This window comes from Escherichia sp. E1130, assembly GCF_005781065.1.
In the GTDB taxonomy this organism is placed as follows: Bacteria; Pseudomonadota; Gammaproteobacteria; order Enterobacterales; family Enterobacteriaceae; genus Escherichia.
In genome coordinates this window covers 256,128-270,292 of record NZ_VATL01000004.1, presented here as the reverse complement: position 1 = coordinate 270,292, position 14,165 = coordinate 256,128, and the positions used below count along the sequence as shown (strand labels likewise).

The following is a 14,165-nucleotide window of genomic DNA, read 5'->3' as shown; positions in this document are numbered from 1 at the left end:
CCACCAGGCCGACAACCTGAGTATCAGGTCTGGAGGGAAGAGAAACCATGTTTAAACGTATTAAGATCGTGACCAGCTTATTGCTGGTTTTGGCCGTTTTTGGCCTTTTACAACTGACATCAGGCGGTTTGTTCTTTAATGCCTTAAAAAATGACAAAGAAAATTTCTCCGTTTTACAAACCATTCGTCAGCAGCAATCCACGCTGAATGGCAGCTGGGTCGCGTTGTTGCAGACACGTAACACTCTCAACCGCGCGGGTATCCGCTACATGATGGATCAGAACAATATTGGCAGCGGTTCAACCGTCGCCGAGCTGATGCAGAGTGCCAGTATTTCGCTGAAGCAAGCGGAAAAAAACTGGGCGGACTACGAAGCGTTGCCGCGTGACCCGCGTCAGAGCACAGCCGCAGCGGCGGAAATCAAACGTAATTACGATATTTACCACAATGCGCTGGCGGAGCTGATCCAGCTGTTAGGCGCAGGCAAAATCAATGAGTTCTTTGATCAGCCAACTCAGGGATATCAGGACGGTTTCGAGAAGCTGTATATGGCTTATATGGAGCAAAACGATCGTCTCTACGATATTGCCGTCAGCGATAATAATGCTTCCTACAACCAGGCGATGTGGGTGCTGGTGGGTGTGTTGATCGTCGTGTTAGCCGTCATTGTGTCCGTCTGGTTTGGTATTAAAGCCTCGCTGGTAGCACCAATGAATCGCCTGATCGAAAGCATTTGTCATATTGCTGGCGGGGATTTGGTAAAACCCATTGAGGTGGATGGTTCTAACGAAGTAGGACAACTGGCTCAGAGTTTGCGCCATATGCAAAGTGAACTGATGCGTACTGTCGGAGATGTACGTAACGGTGCTAATGCCATTTATAGCGGTGTCAGCGAAATTGCCACGGGTAATAACGATCTCTCATCACGTACTGAGCAGCAAGCGGCTTCACTGGAAGAGACGGCGGCCAGCATGGAGCAACTGACTGCAACGGTGAAACAGAACGCCGAGAACGCGCGTCAGGCCAGTCATCTGGCGTTAAGTGCTTCTGAAACCGCGCAACGTGGTGGCAAGGTAGTGGATAACGTGGTACAGACGATGCGCGATATCTCCACCAGTTCGCAGAAGATTGCCGATATTATCAGCGTTATCGATGGTATTGCCTTCCAGACCAATATTCTGGCTTTGAACGCGGCGGTTGAAGCGGCGCGCGCGGGCGAGCAAGGGCGTGGTTTTGCGGTAGTTGCGGGGGAAGTGCGTAACCTGGCGCAGCGTAGCGCCCAGGCGGCCCGTGAAATTAAAAGCTTGATTGAAGACTCCGTAAGTAAAGTGGATGTCGGATCTACGCAGGTCGAAAGTGCCGGGGAAACCATGACAGAGATTGTCAGCGCCGTAACACGCGTTACTGACATTATGGGAGAAATCGCTTCAGCCTCTGATGAGCAAAGCCGTGGCATTGATCAGGTTGGTTTAGCGGTTGTCGAAATGGATAGGGTAACGCAACAGAACGCCGCGTTAGTGGAAGAGTCTGCTGCCGCTGCCGCCGCGCTGGAAGAGCAGGCCAGCCGTCTGACCGAAGCCGTAGCGGTGTTCCGTATACAGCAAACGCAACAGCGTCAGTATGAAGCTTTGCCAGTGGTAAACGCAGCGTTGCCGGTTGTGTCGCGCAAAATTGCCGTCGCTGATAGCGGGGATAACTGGGAAACGTTTTAATCGCCATGAAAAATGCCCGATAAGCGATGACTTATCGGGCAAGGGAAAATTACTCTTTATGTGGATCGCTAATTGGCTGATGCACCATGAAGATGTACGCCAGCGCACCTGCCGCTGTGACACAACCGCAGATAATCAATGCCAGGCGAAACGAGTTGGTGGTATCAACAATGAAACCGGTAACAACTGGCGCGAAAGAGGCGCAGATGAAGCTGGCAAAGTTCTGGATACTACCCACCGTCGCAGCCATGCGAGAAGCTACTGCTACGTGGACCAGCCCCCAGCCGGATGTTCCGGCAAAGTGCAGGAAGAACAGCGCCATGCCAATCAGTAGAACCGCTGTCATGGGCGTTGTCGCTTGCGGTACTACCAGAGTAAAGGAGGCTGAACAGAACATCCCAGTAACAATACATATCTTACGATTCTTAATCGGATCCATCCCTCTTTTTACCAGCCAGTCGGTCGCATATCCGTTGAGCAGCATCCCTGTTCCCCCAAACATAAAAGGTATTGCCGCCATCAAACCGGTGCTTTTTAAATCCAGGTGATAGACTGTTTGCAGGTAACCTGGCAACCAGGCAATGTACAGCCACCCTGCATAGTTCATACCGCTGAAACCGAGCATCATTCCCCACATTGTGCGGTTACGAAACAGGCTGCGCCATTCGGCAAAATTGAGTGGATCGCGGCGGGTATTGACGCTACCGCTGTTAAGATAGGTTTGTTCAACGGCGGTCAGTGTTATCTGCTCGCGGTTGCGATAGAGCATAAACCAGGCGATGGCGAGAAAAATGCCCAGTGTGCCAATGGAAATAAACATTCCACGCCAGCCGATGGCCAGCATCATCGCTGCCAGAATCGGTGGGCTTAAGGCAATGCCAAGGACGGAGGCTGCGTTGAAAAAGCCCATAGGACGCCCACGCTCTTTGATGTTGAACCAGTCGTTAATGACTTTGACACCACACGGGTTCATCGGTGCTTCACCGAGTCCCATACCAATACGTACCAGCACAAACTGTGTGAAGTTGTGTACCAGGCCAGACATTGACTGGAACAGCGACCAGACGATCATCCCCAGCCCAAGTATCAGTCGGGGGCCTTTACGGTCCAGCAGCACGCCGCTGGGCAACTGCCCAATCCCGTAAGAGAGCGAAAACACAGAGAGCAACGCACCAATTTCGGTGGCGTTTAACCCCAGTTCTTGACGAATAGTTAAATTCGCAACTGACAGCGAGCTGCGATCAAGAAAGTTTATTACCGCTGCAACAAATAACAAAAACATGGCGATGGTTCTGATGCGTTTAATTCGGGGGCTGCATTGAACTAATTTCTCTGGCTGCTCAGGTATATCTTCCGATAACGAACTAAACGAAGAGCGTGGTGCGAGGTTAATATTTCCTTTTTTCACGCCGGACTCCTGTGTTTATATTTAATCGTTTGCGTAATAATATATTGCGCAAGGTTGATATTAATGGCAGATGAAAGCTTTAGGCTTTCACTACCGCTCACAAAAATATTTATAGTCGACTGATTGTGAGAATAAGTAAGCGGGAATTTTGCTGTGTTTATATTTTGATAAAACCGTGCACAAGCTAATGGTTTGCTGTTTTTAATCTGTACTTAATGAGGGAACCGTTTGTTCTTATTGATGGAGCGAATCATCGATTGTTTGGCTGAATTTAAATGGCTACGTAGTGTGATAATGGCATCCAGATTGCTGCGACATATCAAAGCGCATAGAATGGTCATATGTTCATCTATAGCAATAATATTGCGCTGCTTGAGATCGCTTTCATCCCATTGCAGATGAAAATGAAAGATAACTGAGATTATTTCAAACGAGTGGTCAAAAAAGATATTCTCGGTCGCTGAAAGAAGTAGGGCGTGAAAATCTCTGTCCAGTTGTGAGAACATGCGAAAGCTGCTGCCGATGTTGTCCCGTAGCGTCCGGTGACGTTCGAGCATGGTTTTTGCCTCCAACCAGCGTGGATCATTATCAGGCAGGTTGAGAAAATGCTTAATTGAGTGCGTTTCAAGCATTTCACGCAGTTCAAAAAGCTGTTCGGCGTAGGACTGGTCGAATTGCTTCATGCTCCACTGGCCGCGTTTTTCACTTTGAATAAAGTTATAACACCATAATTTTGAAATATATTTCCTTGCTGTCATTGAGCTAACTCCCGCCGCTCGTGCCAGTTGTAGCTCAGAAAAAGTTTCCCCAAGGAGTAACTGACGCTGATTTATCATCGTAAAAAAAAACTGCTCAAATACTTTATTTTGTTCATTCATCAAAGTAGTAGTAGAGGCAAATCCGTCGTTATGATCAGGTTTACGCGCGATGACGTATTCGTTTCCTGACAGGATAATGACACCGCATTGGTGTAAATGGCTAAGAATATGACGCACCGTAGTTCGACTGACACTGTACATTTCCGCCAGTGCGCTTTGCGAAGGGAGTGGGGAAGGGATATACCCACGTGCCATATCATCAATGAACTGGTTAATCACATTGTAGCGTAAATTTTTCGAACGACTCATATTTTCCTCCTTGTCGCGCCATTAAAACCCGATTTAAAACATTTTTATGTGTGTGTTTTCACAAAATGGATTTTACGTTGCGCAGGTGTTTTTTATTTTTATAAATATCTAAGAAAATGAAAAAATGGAGAGCGGAATCATGTCTAAGATAAATATATTAATTTGTCAGAAACCAAAGGAGTTAGTCTGGAAACAACGTGAAATGCCTATTCCTGGTAACGAAGAAGCATTAATAAAAATTAAGTCTGTCGGGATTTGTGGTACCGATATTCATGCCTGGGGTGGAAATCAACCATTTTTTAGTTATCCACGCGTTTTAGGCCATGAAATATGTGGGGAGATTGTTGGGATGGGAAAAAATATTGCTGATCTTAAAAATGGTCAGCAAGTTGCGGTTATCCCTTATGTTGCGTGTCAGGAATGCCCTGCGTGTAAAAGTGGTCGCACCAATTGCTGTGAGAAAATTTCGGTCATTGGCGTGCATCAGGATGGCGGTTTTTGTGAGTATTTGAGCGTGCCGGAGGCGAACATTTTGCCTGCCGATGGTATTGATCCGCAGGCGGCAGCGTTGATTGAACCTTTCGCTATTAGCGCTCATGCGGTTCGTCGCGCAGCAATTGCGCCTGGTGAGCAGGTGCTGGTGGTCGGGGCGGGACCAATTGGTCTGGGCGCGGCAGCAATCGCTAAAGCCGATGGTGCACAGGTGGTGGTGGCGGATACCAGTCCGGCGCGGCGTGAGCATGTGGCAACGCGCCTGGAGTTACCCGTGCTGGACCCGTCAGCTGAGGATTTTGACGCGCAGCTGCGAGCGCAGTTTGGTGGTTCGCTGGCGCAGAAAGTGATCGACGCGACAGGTAATCAACATGCGATGAATAACACCGTGAATCTGATTCGTCACGGCGGCACGGTGGTCTTTGTCGGTCTGTTTAAAGGCGAGTTGCAGTTCTCCGATCCGGAATTCCATAAAAAAGAAACGACGATGATGGGTAGCCGAAATGCCACGCCGGAAGATTTTGCGAAAGTCGGGCGGCTGATGGCGGAAGGGAAAATTACTGCCGACATGATGTTAACCCATCGCTATCCGTTCGCCACGCTGGCAGAAATCTATGAGCGCGATGTGATTAACAATCGTGAGTTGATTAAGGGCGTAATTACTTTCTGATAATCGAGTTGCCATGCAGCGCCCGGGGAAATGTTGGGCGCTGTTTTTTCTGTTTTCAATAATGTTTTGTAGGTCGGAGAAGGCGTTTTCGTCGCATCCGGCATTATGTACTCAATGTTGGATGCGACGCTTGCGCGTCTTATCTAACCTACAAATCAGTCAGTGATTACCCTTCACGCGCCACCACTTTGATTTCCACCATACCAATGCCGAGCTTACGCGGCGAATGGCCGAGAATATTCCCTTCGTTGGTTGAGACAGGTTCTGGCGGAACAATTACCAGCGTGTCGGCATCGGTTGGGTTCTCGAAATGCAGCGTGGTGGTGGTCACTTCATTGTCCAGCACGATGGTTTGTTCTTCGTTGCCTACGCGTACCGGAATGGGACGGCTGGCGTTATTACCGTATGCTTTGGCGGTGATCACCAGGTCAAATTTCTTCGGCAGAGGATGTTTGTACTCGATTTTCACTTCATCGCCCAGCTGCGCGTTGGACCAGCGTCCCCACGACTCCGGACGGGAAATCCCGCTAAACTGTTTCACTTCTTCCGGTGCACCTGCGACGTTAAAAATGAAACTGTCGGCTTTGTAGCGAATATCGTTATCGACAATCTTCAGCGTATCGACATTGCCTTTGTAGCGTTCCATATCGATGACGGTATCTTTAAATACGGTTTTGCCCTTCCACGTCGTTTTATCAACATGTTGAACAATTTGCTGACCACCAAGCTGCCCCTGGGAAACACACCAGTCAGTGGAGAGAGCCAACTCTGGCGCCCATAGCTGCGCCATCTTGTAGCAGCGATCAACCCAGACGAAATTGTCGCGCGGCGCGAAATCGGCCAACTGGAAACGAAGTGGTGCAGAATATTCACTTTCTGGCAGTGGTTCCACACGTTTATCCGACACGCGTAACAGCAGCGGCAGACGGAAATGGGTACCCGAGAAGGCGATCATGTTTTTATTCTGATCGATGGTGAACTCTTTCATCTCGGTGGGGAATTTCCACAGACGAATGATATCGGGCTTCCACGCCAGCACTTTCTCTTTAATGTTGAGGAACACTTCCGACATGGATTGACCAGAGAGGCTACTACGCCCAAGGCCGATAAAGTTATCGCCACCAAGAATATCCAGCACTGTAGCGCCGTTGTCCATGGTGTTGCGCTTCACCGCCAGCGTCTCTTGCTGTGGCTTGTCGCCACGAATGACGAAAAACAGGTTGTTACGATCCTGTTTATTAAGGTATTTCCACGCCGTGTTGTTCATCGCTAAATGGTCAGATGAGACGACGATGACGGTATCTTTAAACCACGGTGACGCTTTGATTTTATTGATAAACGTCGCGATGTTCTCCTGGCTGCAACTTACCGCACTGAATGACTGATTCGGCTTACCGTCAAAATCATATTTTTTGCGGTTGCAGGTGCGAGAGATAAAACCATCCGGGTGATGGGTATCGACCGTCAGAGTAAACAGTGAGAATCGCTGACCAGAGCGGGAAAGCTCTTCAAACTTTTTCCACGCTTCATCCAGCACGGTATCGTCGTAGAATCCCCAGTCGTTGCGATAATGCGGATCCGCCACCACACTTTTCAGCTCTTCTGCACCATACAAATGGTCGAAGCCGTGTGATTTCAGGAACACATCTTTACCCGCAAAACGCAGGTTAGCCCCTTGCACAAAATAGTTCTGATAACCTGAGTTTTTCAGGATATCGCCAAGACAGATGTTCTGCGGGAAGAAGCTGGAAACCGAGGCAGAGGCGTTACCTTCAAACGGAGCAAACAGTGGAATCCCGCACTGAGACGCCACCATGCCCGCGATAGTGTAATCCGTTCCTGGTAGTTGCTGAGTATGACTGAAATCCAGCCCTTCATTTTTCAGTGCGCCCAGTTCGGGAGTGAGGTCCGGAAAAGCGTCGTTATCAAAATAGGTCCGCTCCAGACTCTCACCATAGATATAAACCAGGTTAAGTTTGGGGGCAGGGATGGTTTTCGACGGTTCTTTATAATAAGCAGCAAAGTCAGGATCGCCGTCGCGTGACTGGGATTTTACCAGCTCCGTTATCTGGCGAAACGCCGGGCTGGCGTCCACAGAACCCAGCGCCAGTAAGAGTGCCAGCAGGCTGTAGCCAAAATGGTGAGGATGATGACGGCGTCGGCGTAGGATCCAGCCCAGCGCGCCGAAAACTACCGCCAGTGCCAGCACGATACCCACTCCCGGCAGGATATACTTGCTGACGCCAGCACCGGTCAGGCTGTTAGTTAAGGTATAGAGCACCGCGTCGTTAATGCCGTCGCCAGTAAAATAGTCACTGGCAAACAGGGTAATGTTTAAAACGACAAATAACCCCAGTACCGTTAACGTGGCGGCAAACCACCAGGTGTTACGTCCCGCTTTCCATGCGTAGATCAGCACAGAGGCGAGAAATAGGGCGAAAGAGAATAGTTCTGACAACGGGCGATCCTCACTAAAACAGGCCGGTTAGCCGATGTTTAAGATTTTTTGAGAAACACAATGTAATGGTGCTGCCATATAGCTGCAATTCTAGTGTCAAAAAAATGCGATGTTGTTAGGAATTAGTTTATAAACAGACTTTTTTGCGCAAGAAAGCTTCCCGTGTAACAGAGGGAAAGACGTCCAGAAACAGGGAAAAGAGCGGGGAAGGGCCGCGTTAGTTTGTTAATAGCTAAAACGCGGCGTTATGCGGATCAGGAAATAAAGTTCAGACCTTGCTTTAACACCAGATCGCAGGCTTTGGTTTTTACCTTTTCAGCCAGAGGCGTCGTACCGATGTTATCCAGGTTAAGCTGCTGACCATCTTTGGTTTTTAGCAAACCCTGAATGCCATCCAGATAGTTGGTATCTTCTTTCTGTTCTTCGCTGTTCAGGCCCAGCTTCTCCAGGACCTGATTTTTGATGTTTTCCGCGTCGGTAACTGAAGCCAGTTTTTGCTTCGCGCAGTATTGCAAAATGCCTGCGGCATTGTTCATGTTGTCTGCGCTTAACGCTTGGTTGCCACTACCAAGCAGGTTAGTTAATGAGGCGAGCGACCAACCGCCTTCCTGTGTGGTGCTGTTTTGGTTGCCAAGTTCGCTGGCGGCGCTGGAAAGCGCATCTTTCCAGGACGCGGCATGCACCCCGGTGGAAATTAATGCGCTGGTGGCAATTGCACAGCACAGAAGGTGTTTAATAGTTTTCATCATCATTACTCAAGGTGGAATTGTGTCGCAGTATAGCGCCGGAAAGGAGGATTAATACTCTTTACCCGTTACCCGGCTACGATAGCTTTCCCAGTTAAAAATAACCCACAGACTGTTACCCAGTCGCATACGATCCATAACGCGTTCGCCCAGTAACTTGGTCATCTCGTCCATATTGCTGTTGGTCAGCATCCCGGTCGGGCGTTTGGAAGAAGAGCGGCGATCGACGATCTGGTTGATGATCACTTTTTCGTATTTCGATTCGGTCTGCACGCCGATCTCATCGATCACCAGCAGGTCAACGTTGCTCAGATCGTTAAGCAGTTGTTCTTCGCTGGTACCGCTATTTCTGAAGGTATCTTTCATCGCCGACATAATATCGGCCACGGTGATGATCAATACGGATTTACCGCGTAGCAGCAGTTCGTTGCAGATTGCCGCCGCCAGATGGTTTTTACCAGTTCCCGGCTTGCCAGAAAAGATAAAGCTGGCGATGTTGCCGTCGAACTCTTCGACATACTGGCGCGCTTTGCTCAACGCATTCATCTGCCCTTCGCACTCAACACGATAGTTCTCAAAGGAGCAGTTTTGATGCAGTGGACGAATGCCAGAGCGGTTAAAGGTACGCTGCATTTTCATCGCCCGATTCTCGCGCTCAAGAGCGGCGGCACGGAGCGCCCCTTGTTCTTTCTGCCACGCCAGAAGTTCTTCACCCGTTTTGAAGGCGGGTTTGATATGGGCTGGCATCATTTTTTGCAGACGTTGCATCAGGTCGCCAACGTTTTTCATCGTTACCCTCTGAATCCCGGTGGAATTTGGCTGTCAGGTTCACTGACTGTGTTCACATCTCGTTTCGTTAATCCGCCATTGCTGGCACGACCTATTTGCAGGCTGCGCGCCAGTTTTTGTTGCCACTGCACATGATGGAAGACTTTGCCTTCCGCCTGCCAATAAGAAATAAATGACGCCAGTTCTTCGGCGGTTACCGGCTCTTTTAGCGCCACGCCCCATAATGCCGCCTGACGGATAAAGTCGGTATCGGGTTGCCAGTCTGGGTACATGGCGAATTTACCCATGGGTACGGCAACGGGGGCGGCTTGCGGTTCCTGATAGAGTTGATCGTCCAGGGCCACGTCACTTCCCGGACGCGTCAGTTTTTCTTCCAACGCCAGCAGTTCAGCAAGACGCGCGGGCGTAACGGCATAAAACGCCGGGGCATTGTTGGCAAATACGGCAACCATGCCGCCTTCTGCTTTTGCCAGAACGGTTTGGTGATCGTGTACCAGGGCGTCAATACCAACGACGTCCGGGGTCAAAACTCTGGAGGACATACTGTTTCTCAATATGGAACGATGAACGAGAAGGGAGATTACTTTTATAGTAACACACGGATGAGGCCAGGCAGCCTCTCATCCATGTGCTTTAAGCGAGGCAATTTTATACGCGGGGGCGCTTGCGGTACAACCACAATCCAGGAACGGAAAGACCGATGGATAACGCGCCAACAATTGATGAAGCGGTAAGAAAGTTAGTTAACAGGGTAATCATTAACGGCTCGCTGTAACCTAACTGACTGATTTTTACCGCTGAAATCATTGCAGTATACGCCGGGATGCCCGGGAACATCGGAATGACAGCCGCCACGGTAAAGACTTTCGGGTGCGCCAGATACCAGCGCGACCACTGAATACCAATGGTGCCGACCAGTAGCGAAGCCATAAACGTCGACCACTCAATATTGAGTCCAGTAGTCATTAAAATCATTCGCGAACCATGACCCATCGCGCCAAGCAGCGTACACCAGCGTAATGCCCGGATTGGCACGTTGAACACCATCGCAAAGCCGACTGCTGGGATTGCCGCGAGAATCATATCCTGCGCTAATGCTAATAGAAATTCGATTACACCCATCCGCGTAGCCCCCAAATTGTGAGTGCCATCACCACGCCAACGCAGGTTGCCAGTGTCAGCAGGCTGGCAATCGCCCAGCGTGCCAGTCCGGTATTTATATGACCTTTAAACATATCGGCTACAGCATTTATCAACGGAAAACCCGGCACCAGTAAAAGAACACTGGCCGCCATTGCCACAGTAGGCGTATGACTGAATGTCGGAAGTTGTAGAAGAAGGCCAGAAATTGTGGTGGCGGCGAAGGCAGTGATGCAAAAGTTTATTTGTGGATGGAGGTGGCGTTGTGCCAGTAGCTGGCGGATATACATGGCGATCATACTGGCGAAGAATGTAATCAACGCACCATCCCAACCACCGTTATTCAGTTTACAGAAACAGGCGCAAGAGAGTCCCACCATCAAAGCGACCAGCCAACGCGGATAGCGCAGGGGATGTATTTGGCTAAAACGTTTCTCAACACCTTTGTAATCCAGCAGCTTATGTTCCGCCAGAATCACAATGTGTTGTACCTCAGTAACCACATGCATATTAATGCCGCGATCGTGGTTTTTGCGCGTAGATGTCAGACATTGACCATCTTTAATGGTGGTCAGCACTATGGCGTTCGAAGAGATAGAACTTTCGACGCAGTCCATCCCTAACGCCCGACCCAGTCGTGAAGAAAGCTCGTCAACCAACGCACTTTCCGCACCATGTTGTAAAAGAAATAACCCGCACTGGATACATAGCCGTGTAACGGCTCGCTGTTGCTCTGTTTGCATAACTCGCCCTTTGTCATAGACGCGTTGCGTATTTTTCAAAAAATGAGAACCCTTTTGTATCACGAAGCATGACTGTTTTGACGTTGGTTAAGATCAAAATTGCGCTGATTAATCCTGGTTGCGGTGATGAGTTCGCTGAAGGGAAGCGATGCAAGTTTTGAGTGGAATAAATAATTTCATGAATATTATCATTAAAATGAATTTATCGTTTTGTTTTTACGCGATTGAGTAATGGCTGATGAAATAATTTTTTTTCGGAACCGGGTAAGAAATATCCTTCAGTTTTTATTGGTTTTTTTCTTGATATTCTGGTTAAAGGATTTTCATTTAACTTTTATTCGTTATTTTAAATGATATCTTAAACTGATTGATTTTGAGGGTTTTGATTAAGTATTTCTAACAACATAATTTAGATATTTTAAATGTGTCAGAGGTATTTTTCCAGGTTATTATTTGATGCTAGTCTCCTGAAACATACAAAGGATTTTTTGTGTGGCTGGGGTAAACTGATATGAAGTGAATGCTAAGGATAAATTATTCGCTCAATCTATTAATTTGTTGGAGTCATTTGAAGGGTGAATGTCCTGAATAAACCATCATAATTTATAGACAGTGGATATGGAGGATATATGTTGCCAGGATGCTGCAAAAATGGAATTGTTATCAGTAAAATACCCGTTATGCAGGCAGGGTTAAAAGAGGTCATGAGGACCCATCTCCCTGAATACGATATAACGAGTAGCACCTCTGCGGAGGAGCTGACCATATTACAATTACGTCGTGCTGGGTTAGTTATTGCCGATTTAGCCGGACAAACAGAAGATCCGCGTTCTGTTTGTGAACATTACTATTCATTGATCTCACAATACCGGGAAATTCATTGGGTTTTCATGGTTTCGCGAGCCTGGTACTCTCAGGCGGTGGAGCTGCTTATGTGTCCAACTGCGACGTTACTGTCCGATATCGAGCCCATTGAGAATCTGGTCAAGACCGTTCGTTCCGGCAATGTCCATGCAGATCGCATCAGCGCCATGCTGACTTCGCCTGCAATGCCGGAAATTCAGGAAGTTGGTTATCGCACCGTGATTCTTACCCTTTCTGAACGCAAGGTACTGCGGCTGTTAGGTAAAGGATGGGGCATCAACCAAATAGCTTCATTGCTTAAGAAAAGCAATAAAACCATCAGCGCACAAAAAAACAGTGCGATGCGTCGGCTGGCAATTCACAGTAACGCTGAGATGTATGCATGGATTAATAGCGCACAGGGGGCAAGGGAACTTAACTTGCCTTCTGTTTATGGAGATGCCGCGGAATGGAACACAACCGAATTAAGAAGAGAAATGTCGCACTCATAGAAAAGTGCGTCATGAGCAGTATCGGTATTGAGAGTTTATTCAGAAAGTTTGCGGGTAATCCTTATAAACTCTATACGTACACCAGCCAGGAGGCTTTTCAGGATGCTATGTCGCGGGTTTCATTTGCGGCGGTCATTTTTTCTTTTTCTGCCATGAGAACTGAGCGCAGGGAGGGATTATCTTGTCTGACTGAGCTGGCAATCAAATTTCCACGTACCCGGCGTTTGGTTATTGCGGATGATGATATTGAAGCGCGGTTGATTGGCTCATTATCGCCTTCTCCTTTGGATGGTGTGTTAAGTAAAGCATCAACACTGGATGTTTTTCACCAGGAGCTGTTTCTGTCATTAAATGGCGTACGTCAGGCGACCGATCGACTGAACAACCAGTGGTATATTAATCAAAGCCGGACGCTGAGCCCGACGGAGAGGGAAATATTACGGTTTATGTCGCGTGGCTACTCAATGACGCAAATTGCTGAACAGCTTAAACGGAATATAAAAACGATCCGCGCGCATAAATTTAATGTGATGTCGAAACTGGGTGTCAGTTCTGATGCCGGATTGCTTGAGGCGGCAGATATTCTGTTATGTATGCGGATTTCAGAAACAAGTAATGTGTTGCATCCATATTAATCTACTTAATGCCGGGTTTATCCTCCCGGCAGTGTGCTTATTTCAGCGTGCAATCCCCACACTGTTGCACATCCGGTAAGCGATAACGCTGGCAACAGGTGCGGCGCACCAGCAGGCCGTCGCGCAGCACGACTGTGCGCCACAATGGATTATCTTCGCCGCTGGAGAGCGTTTTCTCAAAGAACAGGGCATGGCGGAGCGATTCAACTAACGCCTCGCCAAGCAACTGCTTCATCTCAGTCAGATACCAGTTAATCAAATAACCGGTATTACTCCAGATAAGTTTGCCGTTAATTTCACCTGTCGCTTCTAATGCCTGCACAACCGGAACCAGCGCCTGGCTGATTAACGTTTCCATTCGCTGCTGTGGCGAATGTGATGTTGCGTTTTTATCTTCACACACATCGACCCAGAAACAGGCAGCACGACCGGTTTCGTGAAACTCAACGTGGAAATGTTCCGGGGAAAGATCTAACGCTTTATCCTGCGTCAGCAGCGCCAGCATTAATGGCGGCACCATCAGGCCGATATACCACTGCGCCCACAGTGAGATTAGCGGTTTGTTCTCGCGGATCATCATTGGTTGATTGCGGTAGATATGATCGGAGTAGACCGCCAGTAGAGAACTTAGCGCATTGGGAGAGGACCATTGCGCCAGCGTCATGGCACTAAGCGGGGCGGGTTCATCCAGACGGATAAACTCCAGCAAATGTTCACGATGTTCGGCGATCGTCGCGCGAACCGCTTGTGCAAGCGTGGGATCTTGCGGCTTGAGATGCGTTCGCCAGATAACATCTTCATAGAGCGGTGCGGAACGATAGGTCATAATAGTGATAGTAATCTAAATGATAATGATTGCTAATCCTATCGATAGGTTTACCCGATATCAA

General features: G+C 48.5%; 13 protein-coding genes. 4 read left to right on the top strand and 9 right to left on the bottom strand.

Annotated elements, in window-relative coordinates; all coding sequences use genetic code 11:
- Nucleotides 1–47 precede the first annotated feature (47 nt).
- A complete protein-coding gene (tsr, locus tag FEK66_RS04080) occupies nt 48–1,712 on the top strand; it encodes a methyl-accepting chemotaxis protein (RefSeq protein WP_130204749.1) in 1,665 nt (554 codons plus the stop codon).
- Nucleotides 1,713–1,761: 49 nt separating this feature from the next.
- Here tsr and FEK66_RS04075 read toward each other — a convergent pair whose 3' ends face one another.
- Nucleotides 1,762–3,120: an MFS transporter gene (locus tag FEK66_RS04075; RefSeq protein ID WP_135408840.1), complete on the bottom strand. Its 1,359-nt coding sequence runs from the start codon at nt 3,118–3,120 to the stop codon at nt 1,762–1,764.
- Nucleotides 3,121–3,332: 212 nt separating this feature from the next.
- Complete coding sequence (locus FEK66_RS04070) at nt 3,333–4,247, bottom strand: GntR family transcriptional regulator (protein WP_135408842.1); 915 nt, start codon at nt 4,245–4,247, stop codon at nt 3,333–3,335.
- A gap of 139 nt (nt 4,248–4,386) precedes the next feature.
- On the opposite strand from FEK66_RS04070, the gene lgoD reads away from it, so the two are divergent.
- Nucleotides 4,387–5,409: an L-galactonate oxidoreductase gene (gene lgoD / locus FEK66_RS04065; RefSeq protein WP_138158451.1), complete on the top strand. Its 1,023-nt coding sequence runs from the start codon at nt 4,387–4,389 to the stop codon at nt 5,407–5,409.
- 166 nt (nt 5,410–5,575) lie between these two features.
- On the opposite strand, the gene opgB is transcribed toward lgoD, so the two are convergent.
- The 6 genes from opgB to FEK66_RS04035 all read right to left on the bottom strand — a co-directional run bounded on the left by opgB (nt 5,576) and on the right by FEK66_RS04035 (nt 11,285).
- Nucleotides 5,576–7,867 carry a phosphatidylglycerol--membrane-oligosaccharide glycerophosphotransferase gene (opgB, locus tag FEK66_RS04060; protein ID WP_135408845.1) on the bottom strand — a complete coding sequence of 764 codons (2,292 nt, stop codon included), beginning with the start codon at nt 7,865–7,867 and terminating at the stop codon, nt 5,576–5,578.
- Between the two features lie 254 nt (nt 7,868–8,121).
- Nucleotides 8,122–8,616, bottom strand: a complete 495-nt coding sequence (gene yjjA / locus FEK66_RS04055) for a DUF2501 domain-containing protein YjjA (RefSeq protein WP_135404049.1) — start codon at nt 8,614–8,616, stop codon at nt 8,122–8,124.
- Between the two features lie 48 nt (nt 8,617–8,664).
- On the bottom strand, nt 8,665–9,402 hold the full coding sequence (dnaC, locus tag FEK66_RS04050) for a DNA replication protein DnaC (RefSeq protein ID WP_130204755.1): 738 nt from the start codon (nt 9,400–9,402) through the stop codon (nt 8,665–8,667).
- A 2-nt stretch (nt 9,403–9,404) separates the two neighbouring features.
- Nucleotides 9,405–9,944, bottom strand: a complete 540-nt coding sequence (gene dnaT / locus FEK66_RS04045) for a primosomal protein DnaT (RefSeq protein ID WP_130259582.1) — start codon at nt 9,942–9,944, stop codon at nt 9,405–9,407.
- A 106-nt stretch (nt 9,945–10,050) separates the two neighbouring features.
- Nucleotides 10,051–10,524 (bottom strand): threonine/serine exporter, encoded by a 474-nt coding sequence (locus FEK66_RS04040; RefSeq protein ID WP_135408847.1) that lies wholly within the window; start codon nt 10,522–10,524, stop codon nt 10,051–10,053.
- Nucleotides 10,515–11,285 (bottom strand): threonine/serine exporter ThrE family protein, encoded by a 771-nt coding sequence (locus FEK66_RS04035; protein WP_130204758.1) that lies wholly within the window; start codon nt 11,283–11,285, stop codon nt 10,515–10,517. The genes FEK66_RS04040 and FEK66_RS04035 overlap by 10 nt, the downstream gene beginning before the upstream one ends.
- A gap of 629 nt (nt 11,286–11,914) precedes the next feature.
- Between FEK66_RS04035 and FEK66_RS04030 the strand changes: the two genes are divergently transcribed.
- Complete coding sequence (locus FEK66_RS04030; RefSeq protein ID WP_130204760.1) at nt 11,915–12,640, top strand: response regulator transcription factor; 726 nt, start codon at nt 11,915–11,917, stop codon at nt 12,638–12,640.
- Nucleotides 12,598–13,275, top strand: coding sequence for a DNA-binding transcriptional activator BglJ (bglJ, locus tag FEK66_RS04025; protein ID WP_130204762.1), 678 nt, complete (start codon nt 12,598–12,600; stop codon nt 13,273–13,275). The genes FEK66_RS04030 and bglJ overlap by 43 nt, the downstream gene beginning before the upstream one ends.
- Nucleotides 13,276–13,312: 37 nt before the next feature.
- Here bglJ and fhuF read toward each other — a convergent pair whose 3' ends face one another.
- On the bottom strand, nt 13,313–14,101 hold the full coding sequence (gene fhuF, locus FEK66_RS04020) for a siderophore-iron reductase FhuF (RefSeq protein ID WP_135408849.1): 789 nt from the start codon (nt 14,099–14,101) through the stop codon (nt 13,313–13,315).
- Nucleotides 14,102–14,165: the final 64 nt, after the last annotated feature.

Coding starts and splice junctions, on each gene's coding strand:
- tsr (WP_130204749.1), top strand. CDS start 48: ATGTTTAAACGTATTAAGATCGTGACCAGCTTATTGCTGGTTTTGGCC.
- lgoD (WP_138158451.1), top strand. CDS start 4,387: ATGTCTAAGATAAATATATTAATTTGTCAGAAACCAAAGGAGTTAGTC.
- fhuF (WP_135408849.1), bottom strand. CDS start 14,101: ATGACCTATCGTTCCGCACCGCTCTATGAAGATGTTATCTGGCGAACG.
- FEK66_RS04040 (WP_135408847.1), bottom strand. CDS start 10,524: ATGGGTGTAATCGAATTTCTATTAGCATTAGCGCAGGATATGATTCTC.
- dnaT (WP_130259582.1), bottom strand. CDS start 9,944: ATGTCCTCCAGAGTTTTGACCCCGGACGTCGTTGGTATTGACGCCCTG.
- FEK66_RS04030 (WP_130204760.1), top strand. CDS start 11,915: ATGTTGCCAGGATGCTGCAAAAATGGAATTGTTATCAGTAAAATACCC.
- dnaC (WP_130204755.1), bottom strand. CDS start 9,402: ATGAAAAACGTTGGCGACCTGATGCAACGTCTGCAAAAAATGATGCCA.
- yjjA (WP_135404049.1), bottom strand. CDS start 8,616: ATGATGAAAACTATTAAACACCTTCTGTGCTGTGCAATTGCCACCAGC.
- FEK66_RS04070 (WP_135408842.1), bottom strand. CDS start 4,247: ATGAGTCGTTCGAAAAATTTACGCTACAATGTGATTAACCAGTTCATT.
- FEK66_RS04035 (WP_130204758.1), bottom strand. CDS start 11,285: ATGCAAACAGAGCAACAGCGAGCCGTTACACGGCTATGTATCCAGTGC.
- bglJ (WP_130204762.1), top strand. CDS start 12,598: ATGGAACACAACCGAATTAAGAAGAGAAATGTCGCACTCATAGAAAAG.